Genomic DNA, 18,581 nt, shown 5'->3' with positions numbered 1-18,581 from the left:
TCGATCGTGTTAACTTCGATCAATCGATCGGCTTCGTCATAGCGGTAGTACAGATCGATCGCTTGTCGGGAAAGATGGACGATCGGGGATTGACTCGATTGTGTCAAACCAACAGGAAAGCGAATCGATGACACCTGCCCATCGGCTCGGCGAGACAACTGGATAAACGCCCCGTCATCAAAGCTGAACCCGCTATCACTGACATTCCAACCCGTTCCGTCAGGCCATTCGGTACGGAGAATGGCCCCCGATCCGTCGGCAATGTCGATGTGCCCGTCGGGATGTGTTAAATGCCATGACTCTCGTCCTAGCGACTCGCTACTTGGATCATACGGCAAGCCAGTCGCTTGATCGAAGTACCGTGTACCGCCGCGCACCAAGAGTCGATCGATCGAATTTAACTGATAGTGCACTCCGTCATCGGCAACCCATCGAGGTTGATAGAAGACCAGCGAATCCGCCGCCGTGAAAGGCTGGACTTTGACGGGACGAAACGTGAATCCCGCTCGCCGCCCATTCGGCAACGAAAGGTAAACGCGATCTCCATCCGACAGCGGCGACATGATTCCGGGATCCGTGGACCGTTCTGCCGACAGAACTTCCTCTCCGGCACGAAATACCACAGGACGACCGATGGTCAAAAAACTAGACTGCCATCGCTTCTCAAGTGAGTCATAGAAACGACTACCTGTGAAGCTCTTGCCGCCTACCTGAATTTCGAAATCGACATCGACTCGGGAGAACCCATTGGATTTTTGTTCGCTGTTGATCTCGACAACACTTCGATCAATTGCCCGGCGTCCATCAATGTCGTGTGCTTGCAATTCCAACTGGTAGTAGCCATTGGCAACTGACTGCGGATCAATTTCGTAGATCTTTTCATCGGATAGCGATGTATCTCCACTGGCAACAACCTCCGATAAACCGGTTTCAACGGACCGAAGGATCAATTCCCATCGGTCGAGATTTTGATCTTCGATTGAGGCGACAATTTCAACCAGCTGGCCAGTTCCCGATGCGGCCACTTCACTGATCAATACCGACGGTGGCTGGGTATCTTGGAGATCACGAACCCGAAACTGTTTCGTTGACTGGCCGATAAATCCATCGACATCGGTCGCGATTGCGGACAAGATCGTCTTTCCGGGCTCACCCGCAATGAGAACTCCTTGACCATCGGCATCAAGCATCACAGTGTTTCCGTCGTGCGACAGAGCCACCGATTCGATCGAGGCCACCGAATCCGCAATCACTCGAACGTTGACGATCTGCCCTGGATTCACCGGAAAACTGGGTGTTAGGACAATCTCAACATTGGGCTTTGTAGGTGTCGCATTACTTTCGATCACCAAGGTTGAACGCGACTGAACCAACCCATCACTGACCCGAATATCGACGTTGAATTGACCGACTTGCCCTGCGCTGGGTACCCATTGCAGACGCCCCGTCGTCTCATTCAATGAAGCACCATGCGGCAGTCCATAGGCGGAATACGTCAATAGATCGCCGGTATCCAGATCCGAACCTGACAGCTGAATATCAAGCAACTCTCCGACCAAAACCTGATGGTGCGAAGGATGGATTGTGGGCGGCCGATTGGTATTCGAAATTGCTACCGGGACATAAACGGTACTGGTAGCTAATGCTTCATCCGTCAGGCTAAATCCAAGCTCGTATTGACCGGCTTGATCATAAGTAGGCTTCCAGCGGAAGACTCCGCTGCTGGGATCGAACGCGGCATTGGTAGGCAGGTTGAGCGCCGACAGAGTGAGCGATCCTCCGTCTAGATCACCGCCTGAGATCCGGAACTCCAGCCAAGCGTTTTCACGCCCGTATTGAAACGCCGGAGATACCAACACCGGCTTTCGGTTCACATCCCCTACGGTGATCTGAAATGTAGCGTTATCAGTTGCGGTTCCGTCTGTTGCAACCGCTTGAATCTCGTACAGCCCCGCTTGGTCAAATGTCGGAGTCCAAGTGATCCAGCCCGACTGTGGGTTAAGTTTCGCACCATCAGGAAGCCCTTCGAGGTGATAGTGAACGGCATCACCGTCTGGGTCACTCGCCTTCAACTGCAGCGCAAACTCTTCTCCTTCATTGACAAAAGCGTTGGCGACCAAGTCCAGTACAGGTGCCGCATTGTTGCTGCGAACATCGATCGAAAATTGACGCGTTGCTTGAAGTCTTGCGGAGTCATTCCCGTTGCCTGAATCTTCCACCGTCACCGTCACGTCATAGCTGCCAACATCGCGAGCTGTTGGATCCCAATGCAGAAACGCTTCTCCGTATCGTGCCCCAAGTGCGATTCGTGCTTGCGACGGCAACCCATCAACGGAATAGGTCAATGGCTCTTGATCAAGATCGAAAGCATTGATCGGCAATCGCAGTAGATTCCCCGGAACAACGACGATTGGCGAAACGGGATCCAGAATCGGCGGATCATTTTCCGAAGTGACTTCAATCACAAAGTCGTAACGTCCGGTTCGAATCTCGCCCTGGTATCCTCCACCGGCATCGTCTTTTGCGATCACCGAAAGCGTGTAGTGACCTCGATCACCAACGTCTGGTGTAAAGTGCAACAGCCCGGTTCCATTCCCATGGTCGGTAAAACTGACAAAATCAGGCAGGGGCAATCCGGATAGGCCATTGGCGAGCTCGATGTAGACTTGGTGCCCATCTTCATCAATCACCTCGATTGGAACATCGATGACCGAACCGCGATCCAAAACGAGTGAATCGATCGGAGTGATCCGAGGCGTCCGATTAACATCTCGCACCACCACAGGGAATTCAGTGATCACCGTGATTGGATTGCCTGTCCCATCACCATCATCGGTTGCGACGAACTTTAACGAATACTCGCCGGCCTGGTCGAAACCGGGGGTCCAGTCGAAGGTCCTCGTAGCGGAATCAAAAGCCGCTCCATCAGGCAATCCGATGACTTGGTACTCAACCGGCGACGGTATCGAATGAGATAGCGTTCCATCACTTTGCCGAGTCGGAAGCTGATATTCGGGATTATCTGGATCCGATGCAAAAGCAGTGATCTGCAGCAACTGGCCTTCTTCGATGAACCATTCTTGCATCGGATCAAAGATCGGCGCTGCATTGGCATTGATAATCGAAACCGGGATCGATCGCGTAATGGATTTCCCACCTGCAGAAACGGTGATCGGGATTGTTAGACTGCCCGCAACATCAAAGGCTACATCCCATCGCAATAAACCTTCCTTTGCGTCCAGCGTTGCACCTGCAGGAAGCGCAGCACTTGTAAACCGCAGTGAATCTCCGTCTGGATCATCCGCTTCGATACGCAACGTCCACCGGTCGCCTTGCTGAACGATCATTTCACTGAACGCATCCATGGTTGGCGGCCGATCGGTATCAGCAACAAAGAGATCAAATGATCGCTCCGTCACGTTGACACCATCACTGCCGTAGATCGTGACATCGCGGTAGGTTCCCGCAGCCGACGGACCTGGTGTCCACCAAAGCGTTTCTGTATCAGGATCGACGAATGCTCCAACAGGCAGGCGATCAGCCCAGACCCGTACCGGATCGTTTTCTGGATCGACTGTCGTCAGCGAAATCCGTAGCGTCGCATCCTCATCCATCTGAACAATGTCGGGTAGTGAGTCGAACGCCGGTGCCGCGTTGCCACCATTTACCTTGACCGTCCAAGATTGCGAAGTGAATCCGCCCCTGGAATCGAATGCGTACAGCAGCACATCGTTCAGCTCACGCGTTGAATTGTTCGTCTGCCAAGTCACTGACCCGTTGTCGGGATCGACGCTCATCCCCTGTGGTGCTGTGTGAAGCATGTAGACGACATCGTTCCCGTCAGGATCGGTCGCGTTTGCTTGGTAGCGATACTCTTCGCCAACTTGAACCTGCTGCACAATGACCGAGTCAAAGACTGGTCGCTGATTGGCGGAAGCTGTCGCCAAGAACGACGGAATTAAATCGGCAATCGCTTGGTCGGGTGCGAACCAGCGAAGGGTTTTGGCGATCGTTGATTCACCCGGCTGCAAGCGTGCGGAACTGCCAACTTGATCCGCTAAATCAAAGACCCATCGTCGATGATCGATAGCAATCGCAGGTTCAGCCGGAGCGACGGTTGTTGTATTGCCGTGACTGGCAAACTCCAGTGACATTGGTAAGAGCAAGTCCTCGTCGCCTTTGTTCGTAATTGTCACTTCGTAGGTCAATGTTTGACTGCTTCGGTCAAATCGCGTTCCTGTGAGCTGAATGTCAACATTTCCAGAGAATTCACTGACCGTCTGAAAATGAACCTCATGACGTCCAGAAAGAGCGAACCCACCTTCGCTATGGATTCCTTCACCCACGTACAGCGTTTGATGCCCTGGAACAAACCCGCTTGCAAATACATAGGCTGTCTTTGAAGGGGCGTGGTACTGCACTTCGGCAATCGTCTGGTGCTGCCCAGACGCATCAACAATCGCATAGTTTCCTGGATTGATAACCGAATGCTCTGATGTCCCATCTCCGACGAGCATGTCTTCACTAAACGTGACCGAAACCATTCCGATCGGTAGCGCCACCACCGTCTGTTCGGCTGGATTGGTGGCAATAACTTGTGGAGTCTGAACTGGACTCAGCACATCAACAGCGCTAGATCCGCTGACAAAAACACGTCCATCAGCCGTGGTCATTACTACATCGCCGCGAGTTCCACCCTCGGCCAAAGTCACCGTACGACGCGTCTCCACATCGGCCATCGTCAGTTGGCCACTGTTGTGTGTGATAAACAACAGGCCTTCTAGCGGTGAGGCAGCTTTCCCGAATGCGATTGAATCGACCGGATGATCAAATGTCAAAAATGCCTGGGACCGACCCAGCTGGTTGAAGGAGACGAGCGCATCTCGCTGGGGCCAGCGTGTGGCATAAAGCTTGCCTTCGGAATCAAATGCCAAGCTTCCGACGCGAAGGTTTTGATCCCGAGAAAACCTGGTAAAACGATTCAAATCTGGATCAAAGCGTTCCACCCCAAAACGCGAACCGACGAAAAGATCATTGCTGGCGGGATCGATCGCCAATCCCATCGTTAAACCGTCTCCGTGTTCAGCCAGAATCGTTCCGTTATCCGGATTCAGTTCTAGAAGCGGACCGCCTCCCGTGGTTGCCCATAGCCGGCCTGACGAATCGAAGGCCAGATTGAAAATCGGATATTGAAGCTCGGACCAGACCAGATCATTCGCGCCGCCTTGGTCCGAGACCAAGAACAATTGATTGCGTCCGGGACCGCCACTGACAATCAAATCACCCTGCGGTGTTTCAACGATTGCCATAGGCCCGATTCCTTCAGATTGCGAATCGACAGCCGTTCGTTGGAATCCGCCGACGAACTGTTTCGCTCGGAACGGTTGCAATACGGTTTGGTAGGAGGCCGGTTTGGACGCAGAGGCTTCGGACGGCACGAACCTTTCAGCAATCTCAAAGATCGGATTCGCCGATGGCGTGTTAACTGGACTCGGAGGTGACGGAATCGATGTGCCAGTAACATCGCCATTTTGCACTAAGTCACCGATGAAAACCCGAGTTCCATCGTCAGCAGCTTGCTTTCCTGTCGGAGGTGATTCCCGGTTGCCAGCACGATCACTCGCCAGAGCTAAAAACTCGTACGTGTGACCGGCTCGTCCAGCAAAGATCTCTTCACCGGCACTCACCGGAATCTGCCGTTTCCATATTTTGAAGTCGCCTCCATCTTCAGCGACATACAAGGTGACATGCTTGAAACCACTGCCATTACCACCGTCGGTTACATTCCACCGGACGAGATGATTTTTGCCAGCGTTCAGCGGAGTGACATCCAGCGTGCTGGCAGGTGGATCGGAATCGACTTGATAAATTAGTGACGCCGCATCATCGGCGGGCATATTGTCGAGGATCACACGCGCGCTAGCAGTCAGTGTGTCTCCTGTTTCGGCGCCGCCAGAAACTTCGATGCTATAGCTTACGAAACCCGAACCATGACCTTGCGCATCGTTCGGCGGCAACAAACCATTTGCTGGGTCGGCGCGGACTTCGCCGGTTAATGGATCAATTGCTTGAATCAACCAAGTTGCCGTGTTGGACTTCAGATCAACACCGCCACTGACACGGACATTGAATCCGAGTGTGTGCGAAAAATCGAACTCACCTTGATACAAAGACCGATCGCTTGGCATCCGAATCGTGACATCACCGACCTTGATCTCGCCAAGCCGAAACGTTTGTGGATCGACGTTGTCATCCAAAGGCACGACGACTCGCACTTCATTCGAATCACGCTGAGCGTTCGGGTCGTTCTGAAAGTTGACCTTGAACGGAAGAGCTGTGGCTACAGGGACAAAGCCGCCTGTCTCCAGCGTGAACGGCCCCATGATGGAAGACGCACCAACCGAGCGTCCTCGCTGGTCGTAGTACCCTTGCAAGTTCAACGGAAAGAACGCGACATCATCATTCGGGGTGATCCCGTTAACCTGATACTCCGGCGGGACCCCGATGCCGCGATTTCCAAAGGGAACCCATGGAACATATACACGCATCGCATGGAAATGCGTTGTCGCACTCACAGCGAGGTCGTAGTCGTCATAGCCGGGCAGCGCCGCGACTGGGTTTGGGCTTCTTAGAATCCCTAAGAATGACAACGAATCCGAATCGAATTGAACGAGATCATCGTCCAGTGAGGCTAGACGCGATGGGTCGTGTCCATACCAACGGCGCAGCTTCGTGAAAAAGTCCTCGAAGGTTCCAGCCAAGATCACTTGCTCGCCACCAGGCCCCGACAGCACACCACCGGCAAGCGTTGCCATCAAGCTTGCCAGTTCTTGATCTCGATGTGTGGGTGGCGCGACATCTGATGGCCTAAATCGACCACTTTCATTCAGGTAGGCAACATATAAAGCATCCCACATGTCCCGATCGCCTGCCAAATTGACGAGCGACGCATCCGCATTTGGATCCGCCAAAATCCCTTCACGGATCCGGTTCGCTTCAGACAACGAGTGCTGCAAGAATTCGTCACGTGTCATCGCCGTCGCCGACGCAACCACATGAAACTGAAACGGAATCAGGGGCTGAGTGAGTAGATCGGGAACGGCGCCGAATGCTTCCCACACCAACGATAATCCGGGTGAAAGCTGATCCAGAGCGGATGGCCCATCGGCAAGCAAGTCTTGCTGAGCGTATTCGGGAACCGCTTCGTAAAGCTTTGATTTGAACGCTTCCCAGGCGTGGTCGCTTAGCTCGCGCAGCCCTGGATAAGTTTGCACCTGAAAGTTAAACCCGGCGCTTCGATCGGCTGCCTGATCGAACAGATACCCGCTGGCGGTCACATGCCCATCGGTGTTGACTGCTGAGTCCAGTTCAGCCCAAGGAACTTCTAGAAGGGGACCCTGCGGACCGCCACGCAAATTCGAAGTGAAATGCGTATAGGGCAATTGATAGACATTTTTGTTGATTCCAAGTTCAGGAATCCCGACGCTGTAGAACACGTACGGCGCATTGATGTTGCTCAAGTTTTCCAGCGAAACGCTATACGTCCCACTGTCGCCGGCAAACACATATCGGGGACCACCGATTCCGATACTGACCTCTGGTTCGATCGCTCGGGCGATTTGAAACCGGTAAGGAACCACCACGGTCTGACCATCCGGATTGATCACGTGAACGTCATAGAGCCCATGCGGCATGCCTTCGAAGTCAAACGTGGCGATCCGTTCTGTTGCCGACACATGGTTTTGGCTAACCGGAAGGATCTCGGCAAAGCCAGGTCGGACAAGTTTTACAATCGCATCTTTGTGAAATTGAGCACCGACAATGGTAGTCGTCACATATTTCGAATCGCCACCTACATCAGTCCTAATATCGGTAACCGCTAGCGGCAACAGCTCTGCAAGTAATGTCACACTGGACTGATCAGATTCCTTTGCAAAACCCGAAACCAGTACATAAGAGGTTCCGGCGATGGTCGATGGCACGACCGCCGTGACGGGGTCAGAAAGAATCCCACCGCTACTCGCATCATAGGCATGAATACTCGGAGCCACTCCGGATCGAACATAGACTTCGTAGGTCGATTGGTCATTCGCAGTTGCTGTCACCCGCAGCGTTTGATCTGGTGGAACGTCGACGGCGAATAGCTTTTGACTAGCACCACCCAATGACGTCACCAAGGGAACTCCCAATGTCAACGCCGGCACGCTGACCTGCATCGTAGACGCAGACGCGGTCGTATTGTTTGCCTCGAAGATATCCTCGTAGACTTGGTTGCGTATATCCGTTCGAACGATCGCCCGATAGCTTCCCGATGTCAGTGGCGGCACTTCGGCTCGAAGCGTCGCAACATAACTCTCACCCGGGTCGAGTTTGCCGTCGTACTCAAATACGCCAACGGATGAATCTTGCAGATCCCAAGTCGCGTCATCGGATAGGTAAGCACTGTCAGTCCAATGCCCTTGAATGACTTCGCTGCTGGCATTCGTCACCGTCCACAAAATCTCGACCTCGTCTCCAGTCGTGGAAGCCACCGGAACAGTCACCATAGAAACTTGCAAGTCACCCGGTGGCGGCAACTCGATCAACAGCGGCGATGCAGAACGAGCCGCGTTATTGCGTTCGAATTGCCCCTCGAACACATCGCCTTCAGGGCTTTGTCGATCTGGATCCGTGACGACGAAGACAAAGTAGGATCCCAGCAAATGTGCGGGCAACGAAAGAGTCACATCCGTTTGATAGGAACCTCCAGCGACGAGCCCGCCTTTGTGCTCAACCGTACCTAGATAGATGTCGCTTGTAAGATCCAGTAGTCCGTCACGCGAAAGGTAGATCAAGTCAACCCATTCGTCCTGTCCGGCGACGGTGTCTCCACCATCGTTGTAAACGGTGTAGGAGACATCGATATCCTGCGCGCGCTCGACGCGTGTGGGTGCCTGAACGTCGATGAGTTGTAGATCGGGTAGCGATCCGGGCGAAACGTCAAGCGTTCGAACCGCAATATTATTGCCTTCGAACTGATACTCTTTGACCTTTCCGCGAGCCGCTTCGCGATCCGAGTTCGAAGCTAAATCCCATGGCGCCAGCGATCCTGGAAGCTCAAATTCGATCCCGATGTTTTGGAATCCGATATCACTCGGACGAGCGCTGCGGTCAACCTGAGCTGCCGAGTCTGCGAACACCATCAAGCTGAATTCCCCATCAATCCCGTCTGGAATCTGAACGCGAATCGTGTTCGTATATGATTCGCCGGCTGCCAAGCTTTTCAAACGTGGCGAGGTCCCCAGCTGAAGATCTAAATTATCGAGTGAAACGTCGTTGGACATAAAGACTCGATCGGTCCATCGATCCACCCGAGTCGCACGCTGCCCCTGATTAGTAATCGTATAAGTCACATCGACACTTTGACCGGATGTCACCGTTCCCGGCACGGAAAAATCGGTGACAACGAGGTCAGCTTCTCGATACTCGATCGGCAAATTAGCAAACACCAAATTGTCTGACGGATCTTCAAAGGCCCAGTGGTCGAAATGATTTTTCCATAGGTCGTTCTCACCTTCATCAGCCGGATACCATTGATCGTCGATCCTTCGAGCGAGGTATGGAAACAGGAAGGGCGATTTGTCGTTGTTCGCATTCAAGTGCACCCACAAGGAATAATCCCCTGACGTGCCTTCGGGTAAATCAACCGTGGATGTGACGGTGTAGCGTTCGCCTGGTGAAAGCGGCTGGTCTTGTAGATGAATTGTGGAACCGAGATAGGACGACCGTTCGCGAATGAACTCACTGTCGGTCGACAACCATAAAAAATCTTTCCAGTATTGAGTTCCCGGCCAAACGGGGTCGGTACCAACGTTTTCAACCGTATAGCTAAACGTGTAGGCCTCGCCGCTTTCGGCACCGGACGGTAAATCAAAGGCGATAACTTTCAAGTTTGCATCGTTCGGCTGAACGGCTGCTTGAATCGCGAATTGATTGTTGTCTTCGAAGACTTCCACCACTGGAAAATACTGTTCTTCAGGCGGTATCAGATTTCCGAAGAACCCACCGAGATCGATCTGAGGCTGCGGAGGCAAGTCATCATCGGTAACGACAACGATGTACTGACCGCGAGCAGACGGACTGAGCGTCACGTCGATTGTCTGTGTGTACGACGCCCCTTTGACAAGCGAACGATCTCGCTTGACTTCCGCCAGCATCATCGTTTTCGCATCAACCGACTTTGGATCGGGATCGTCACTTAGGTAAACTCGATCGACCCAACCGCCCGGCCCGGCATCGGCAAGCCCGACGTTGGCGACAGTCCAAGTGATCGAAGCCGAATCGCCGGCTGTGAGATTGCTTGACGTTTGCAGATCGGCCACGATCAGATCCGGCAATGCTCCTAAAACCTCAACTTGTGAAGCCTTTAAATTGTTGCTATCCAAGTTGCTCGGATCGTCTGGATTTTCATCCACCGCTAAGGATTCTTCCGCGATCATCCCCAGCGGATCAACCCAAGGCGTGATGTACCAGATTCCCGATTCAAGAACCGAGGGTATGGTGATTTCCACCTGATTCTCGTAGCCGGCATTCGGCTGCAGAGCACCTGAATGAGCAACCGATTTGAGGACCAGATCCCCTTGCCCTGGATGCGGCCGATTCTTATCCCGAGTCAACCAGATGTTCTCTAACCAGCTGCTCCCGAGCGTTGGACTTTCTCCCAAATTTGTGACGGTATAGCGAACCGACACTCGGGAACCCGCAACAACTTGGGCTGGGTGGACGACATCGCTAACCGCCAAATCAGCAAGCCGATCGCGCTCGACCACCAAAGGCTGATAGAAAACGTTGTTCTCTTCACCGGGCCACTCGTCGAGCTGATCGGAAGCATCTGTTTGGACTATCACATAGACCGTCCCACGATATTGCGGAGGAATCGTGATGCTGTCTGCATTAGTGCTGTAGCGATGGCCAATCGCTAGCGCTGCCCCATTGGAATACTCGCCAATCAACAAGTCCGCTTCGTCAACGAGCGTATCCAACGACAGGTAGACTCGATCAACCCATTGCGTACTGTCGGTAGCCTGAGAACCCTGATTGACGACGACAAAACTTGGGGCGAGGCTCGCGCCTGCTGTGATGCGACTTGGTATTTCGATCGATTCAACTTGTAAATCAGGCCGCGGCTGGACGTTGATCGTGATCGGCTGCGATGTTCGATTGTTTTCGAATGCGTCATCTTCGAAAAGCAGCTCGCCAACATTCGATTGTACGAACAGACGAAATGCCCCTATCAGTTTTCTGGGAATACGAATTTGCTCGCCACGCTGATAGATTGCTCCGGCCGCAAGAGTATCCGCATATTCAAAACGAGCAATTTCGGTGATCGGTGCGTCTAGGTCGCCAGCGGGCTGCAGGTACACACGATCGAACCAGCTTGCGTCCGCTCGCCCAAAACCTTGATTTTCCACGACCCATTGCAGATCGATTGTGTTGCCTTCATCAACGACGCTTGGTGCGACGATTTCCGTCACGACTAGATCCGGCGGAGGCGGTTGAACAAAACTAACAGCACTGCTGATGGTCCGGTTGTTTCCATCAAAAATGAATTCATACGGAGCGTTGTCCTTCGCGGTGTGGACAACGATGTAGTAATCGCCTTCCAAACCGTGAGGGATCGAAAGCATCGCCGTACGCTGATAGGAACCTCCGGCACCAAGTTGCCCAAAGTGCTGAATTCGCGCAACAACACCTTCGACGACATCCTGCCCTGCGGGATCTGTCGCCAACGTTAGCTGGTCATACCAATCACCTCGACTGGTGATGCCCGGACCGACGTTTCGAACCGTCCATGTAACTTCGGTAAGTTCTCCGGAGTTGGCCGCAGCGGGAACAGTAAGTTGCTCGACCATCAAGTCAGCATGCGGAGTCGGCATGACATCAATGACGTTTGCCGCGATCCCTACGTTGTTTGATTCCAAACCATTTTCGAAAACATGGTTCAAGGAATCTGTTTGAACAAAAACATAGACTCGATCGCTTAAATTGGCAGGCAGACTGATTGGCTCAGAACGTGTGTAGTGCTGCCGGACATCGAGTCCGCCGTAGTGCCCAAAGCTTGCCACGGCAAAGTCATCTGAATCGCCAAATACATCATTCGGACTGAAGATGATCGAATCGATCCATTCCTGAGTCTGCCCACGCCCCGTCCCCTGGTTTAGAACCGTCCACGTGACAGTGGTTTTGGCTGGGTCACCGATCGCCAAGTTGGGCACTTCAACTTGCAAGATCTGTAAATCCGCATAGGGCGACTGCGTGATGTCGATCGCACGACGAGTGAGATTATTGGATTCGCCGGCCGCCAACTCTCCCAAGTCGTCTTCGCTGTCGGTAACCATCAGCAAGTTCCATTGCCCATGCACATCAATCGGCAAATTGAACATACGAACGGTGTGGCGTGACTGACCTGCAAGCAAAGGCTCGTTGATGATCAGTTCGTCGACCAGACGATCGTCAGGTGACAATTCACCGTCAGCTGAAAGATAGATTTTCTGATGCCAAGAAGACGCCGCTCCACTACCTTGGTTTCGAAAGTCCCACTGAACCGAAATGGTTTCACCAGACTGCGCACTGCTTGGGGCGTCGAAATCAAGGATCGCGACATCCGGATGGTCAATCGTCACGGTACCGCCGACGATGCGATTGTTCCCTTCATAGGGACCTTCGAAAATCCGATCGTTCCAATCGGTTACGAGTTCGATTTGGTACTGCCCATCCGGGATTTCAGGTAAATCGACCGTCATCATGGACTGATACGTTTCGCCAGGTGCGATCGCGATCGTCGTATGGAAGACATGTCCCACGAAATAGACTTCCGCTGGGTTGTCGATCGAACGCAGACTCACCTGATCAAACCAGGACGTCGATGTTTGCAAGTCACCTTGGTTTTGGACGGACCAATGCCACTGCGTTGGCTGCCCAGGCTGAGCCACCTGTGGACCATCGACCACCACTGGCGACAGATCAACAAGCGGTGGGAAACTTAATTCAATCGCCGAAGACAGGTAGTGATTGGATTCGGACAATTCACTGATCTGTTGCCCATCATCGATCGACAAGATCAGGTAGTACGTTCCCGCAGGTCGGCTTTCGTTCAGCGGCAACACGACTTGAACGTCACGGCTATAAATTGCGTCCGTATTGACCGAACTGAGTTGTTCGATTTCGCCGATCTGAAAATCACCATCATCCAAGACAGGATCGCTTGAAAGATAAACCCGATCAAACCAATGACTGCCACCTGCAACAGCGGTACTGTCATTGTGAACGCCGAATTGCAATCCGATTGAATCACCAAACCGATAGTCTGTTTGTTCTGTCGCGAGAGTTCCGCCTTGTAAAACCAAGTCAGGAATAGACCACTGAAATTCAGCGGTGAATTGATCCTCGATTGGCTCGCCGTTGAAGAAGTCGCCGTCCTGGTTCATCCAATTGCCGACAAGGTCTTCAATCTCCGGACCGACAGTCAGTTCGTAGCGACCATTGACGAAATTCTGGCGATCAGGCCGCACGATGAACAGATCGCCTGATTGACCAATCTCTTCCAACGACTCAATGGAAATTGCTTCTCGTCCAGGCCCAACCAAGTTCAGGTCTGCAGTCGAAAGGCTACTCGACTGGATCGCTTCGCTAAAAACCAAAATCAGAAAGGGACCGTCAGGATCAACACCGCTATCGGAAACCTGGAAAGACTCGACGCTCGGACCACTTGAAAACCCAGCAACAAAATCCAAGGACCTCGGCCCAAGTTCGGCAGAAAGTAATTGACTACCAAAATCCAAACCTTCGTACTGAGCGTCTCCTGCTTTGGAATCGAATGTCAGGACTTGAAAGCTGTCGCCAGGAATTGGATCGTATCCGTTCGCTTTGACGGTTCGGATAACTCCACCAAACTGAACATGATTGGCATCAAGTCGATCGTGCTCGGTGCCAGGCGTGGTTCCACTGATGTCAAATTCAACAATCGAACCCGGCGATAGCTCTAAGTCTCCATCGATCGTCAGAATCGGTTCTGGCTGAACCAATCCTGATAGTTGAATGTTCCCGACGACCGTCCCATCACCCGATAAAACGCTATCGTCATTGAGTACGAAACTTCCTTCAATGACGCCGTGCTTTACAACGGAAACTGAAACACCCGACAACATCGGAATCGCTGATACGTTGTTTCCTAACGCAAGCGTTCCCCCAAAACGCGATGTCGCAGTCGAAAAGAGATCGCTTCCAGAGAGGCTTCCCGCAAAGGCATCGGAGAACGTTTCAAGGGCGGTTAAGTCGATTTGGCTATCAACACCTTCGACGAGTAGATCGACTCGGCGAAAACTAAGGTTACCTTCAGCGCTGGGATCGACGATCGACTCCAATGCCGACAAATCAACAACGCCACCGGAAAGTGCTTCAACGGCAATTTGACTGTCGTAATGGGTTCCGCCAGTTATTGAAATTAAGTTCGGAAGCTCGACACGGCTGCCAGGCCCCTGCGCCCGCAACGACATTCGCTGTCCAGATGCTGTACTCCGATGGCTGATCGAGACAACATTCGGCAGTCGGATTGTTTGTCCCCCCGCAGCCGACAAACCGGCCGAATCAATGTTCGACAATTTCGGAGCATCAACGATTGCTCCGTTTCTGATCAATAACTCACCGCCTTGGATCGATGTCAATTCCGGCAATTGCCCTTCGACTCCGATCAGTCGAATTGCCGATCCAGAGGCATCCGCGAGAGCGCTGAGCGACAAGACGTCATCCCCAGCGACTTCGATCATTCCATTGGAAATCGCTTCGATGGTTGATAGGTCAATTGACGACAGATGATCGCGAGTGACTTTTACTCCAGCTAGCGTTGCGAGGACGCCAGCATCGATAGCCGCACCACGACTCACCGACAATCCTGAATAGCTGCCCGTGGTTTGTTGTGAAATCGTGGTTTCACCGAGGTCGATAAAGCTCACCAGACTCGGAATCGCGATCCGACTGCCGGGTTGATCGGCAACCAATTGGACGCCACGAAAGGCCGAATTCCCAACGCCGGGATCTGTGATGCTTTCCAAGCTCGGCAGCATGATTTCGCCACCATTGCTGGCCAAGATTTCCAACTGCGATCCGTAGGTTGTCGGCCCCGAAATCACAGACAACACCGGAAGGCTGACTTGACTGCCATGTCCAATAGCAGAGAAAACGCGAGCTTGCGAATTGCTGCTGGAGGCATGTGCATAGCTGGTCACCAGCGGCAGCTCGATCCGTGCGCCTCGACGAGCGACTAAACTTGTGCCATCAATCGATGAAAGCTTCGTCGCAACAATTGAGGCATTTGCAGTAACCGCCAATCCGCCACCGACAAGCGACTCTAAGTTCACGACCTGAATTGTCGCATGCTTGGCATGAAAGTATGTGCCTGTTGAAATTACAAGGTTCGGCAAATCCAAATCAACCGAGTCTATCTCGACACGGCTGTTGTCAAGTTGCTGAACGGTCGAAAGAGGCAGCGAACTGGGCGAGTCAAATTTCACTTCGATCCCAACAGCCTGCTGTAAAGCCCCAAGCTCGATACGTCCACCTGCCAACGCCTGCAGTGCCGAATAGGAAGCAGGGGACTCTGGATCAACCGATGTATCAAGCAATCGTTGCAACCTGGGCAAACTGATCGAACTACCAAGGTCTGTGGCGATGAGGTTGATGGCACGAAGGCTGGCGTTTCCAATCGCGCTATCGGCAATCTCTGTCACATTTGGCAGCTCAATCGAACCTCCGGCAATCGCTTTGATGTTCAACTGGGTGTTGTAGTTCTCGCCTCCTGAAATCTGCTGCAGGCTGTCCATGACAAGCCGACTGCCGTTGCCTTGAACAATCCAATCACGCTGAACGTTGCTTGCACCTCCGTGCGCGTAGCTGGTGACGTCTTTAAATCGCAACTCGGCTCCGTCAGAAACCAACAGATTGATTCCGTCGATGGACTGTTGGCCTTCAACAACCAAACTCGCTTGATGGCCACGGACGGCCAAAGTCGCATCAGGTGAAATCGCAAGGTTTCCACTGAATACGGAAGGCCCAAAGAGCGTCAGTGCACCACCACCGATCGACAGGTTTCCTGCGCCCTGGATTGAACGAGCAAATTGGCTACCGCTGGTAATAGTCACGGTGCCACTCGGCAAAAGGACATCATCATTCACACCTGGAATTCGACCGCCGCTCCACATCAACGGATCGCTCCAGTCACCCTCACCTCCAATCCAAGTCACCGTGCCGTTTTGACGACTTGGAGCGAACACGGGCATCGACATTGTTTCGTCAATGGTGATGACCGATTGCCCTGATTGAACCAGTGCGGGAGGTGCGGCAGACCCTTGCATGAAGTTCGCATTAACAAGAGTCTTTAGTGAAGGCGCGAACAAAGACCCTCCGTCGGATTCGGTCAGCGAGGTAGCAAGATTAGGATCTCGATCGATGACGTTCGCCAATTGATCCATGCGAATTGTCGAGCCTTCGCCTGTGGCATCAAAACTGGTATTTCGAAAACTTGTGTTGCCTTCGATCGGATCAACTACTTGGCGAAGTGAGCGGAGATCGACTTCTCCACCTCCATTCGCTTGGACCGAAAGACGAGTGTTGTATAAATCTCCTCCTTCGATCCAGCGCAGACCCGAAAAGTCGATCGTGCTACCACTACCATCCGCGATCCATGCTTGCTGAAAATTCGCCTGGTCAGGATCCAATCGGTATTCTTGAATCGACGGAAACGCAATTACGGTTCCGCCATAGGCTTCAAACCCCGAAGCATTGATCCGCTTAAGGTTTGGAATCTGAATGCTAGCGCCCTGATCGGTCACCAAACGGTTGCGTTCAAAAGCATTGATCAGGTTTAGTTCGGCATCCGTTTGAACAAGGTTCAGTCGGGTGCCTTCTATCCATTCCAAGGATTCAAACGAACTCGGCTGCTTGTCAACCGTCAGATCACTGTTCTCGATGCGAACTAGCTGAGCGACTTGAATATCGCCGGGTGAATTGACAATCGAACGTACACCGTGAAGCTGCGTCAATGCAGGCGCATAAACAACGCCCCCCTGGGCTGCATCAATTGCCGAAGCTTGCCCTGAACCATCAGCGTATAGATCGACGAAGGACGTTAGCGCCGGCACATTGATTTGACTACCATTCCCAGTTGCCAAAATCTCCATCCGGCGAAAGTTTTGGTTTCCTTCTTCCGGATCAATCACCTGCAGCAAGGCAGGCATGCTGATCTCGCCGCCGCCGACTGCATTGATGAGCTGAGTGCCGCCATAAGTTGTTGCGCCGGTGATCGAAACCAGATTCGGGAATTCGATTGTCGATCCGAAACCATCCGCTTCCCAAACGCGACTGATAGATGTCTCCGATGCACCGTGCGCATACGAAGTCACACCGGGAAGTGACAAGCTTGCGCCTTCGGAAACAGAGAAATCCGCACCGTCGATTTCGGTAAGACTCGGTGCTGAAAAATTGCCACCGGCCGTCAAAGACACGGCGCCGTCACGTAGCGACCGAATCAAGGGTAACGATATCGCGCCCGCACTGATCTCGAATTCTGTTCGATCGGCAACACTCAATTCGCTCAACGAAAGATCGACACCGTCTATCGTGACATGCGAATCGATCAGCGATTCTACCGCACTGATATCGATGCCATTCCCAAGAACGAAAGCGGTGCCCTGGGCTTGCCGCAGATTGGGTACTTCGATTGATCCTTCATCGGAAGCCACAAACTTGGATCGACCAGTAGAATTCCGATCGACAATCGATTCGAGCGAGGAAAGATCGATTCGGCTATCAACATCCTCGGATCGGAAATTGATCGCTCGAAATTCAGAGTTGCCATCGATCGGATCGAATACGGAAACGACCGAGGACAAATCAACTTGACCACCACTAGATGCGACGAAATCTAATTGGCTCCCGTAGTGTGATCCTCCACTGATACTTCGCAGCCCACTTAAATCAATGCGACTGTTTGCTCCTTCAGCGATGATGGACCGAGTCTCATTGTTTTGGCTGGAATTGAACGCGTACTTTTGAACGTTCGGCATGGCGATCACTCCGCCATTGCGTGCGAGCAGTTCCGCATTTTCTAGGTTTACATCGCCGTTGACGAGCAACGAAGCATTGCTTCCTTCTGCGACTAACTCGACGGGAGACGCTAGAAACAAATCTCCGTCGACTTGCAATTGCCCAACGATCATGAAATCGCTGGCCGATTGCTCGATGGTCAGTCGACCTTGGACCTGCGTTGTCAGTGTGTTTGAATCAGATGCCGCAAGAGAAGCGTCTTCGAGTACAAGCTCACCGACGATTAGCGACGAAGTTTTGAGCTGAGCGCCAACGACGTGCAACTTTTCACTGGCATTGATTGATGCGACTTCGATATTCGAGGAGACATCAACAACTAGGTCAGTTGCCAAGTCTTCAACGATGACATGATCTGTCACCAACGGAGTCTGGTCGGAATCCCAGTTCAAGGGATCATGCCAGCTTGCCCCATCACCTCCACCGTCCCAGTGAAGGGTTGCCAA

The 18,581-nt window shown here is 52.7% G+C and carries 1 protein-coding gene (running past one end of the window); it reads right to left on the bottom strand.

The genetic code is table 11. From position 1 onward, the window contains the following. Positions 1-18,581, bottom strand: the 5' portion of a protein-coding gene (locus tag LOC67_RS02265; protein ID WP_230260886.1) for a CARDB domain-containing protein. Its footprint begins 20,731 nt before the window's first position; 18,581 of the gene's 39,312 nt are visible here — the first part of the coding sequence; the start codon lies at positions 18,579-18,581; its stop codon lies off the left edge, out of view.

It is taken from the genome of Stieleria sp. JC731, from assembly GCF_020966635.1.
GTDB lineage: Bacteria > Planctomycetota > Planctomycetia > Pirellulales > Pirellulaceae > Stieleria.
The sequence above is the reverse complement of the archived record's forward strand: the minus strand, read 5'-3'. Positions and strand labels throughout refer to the sequence as shown.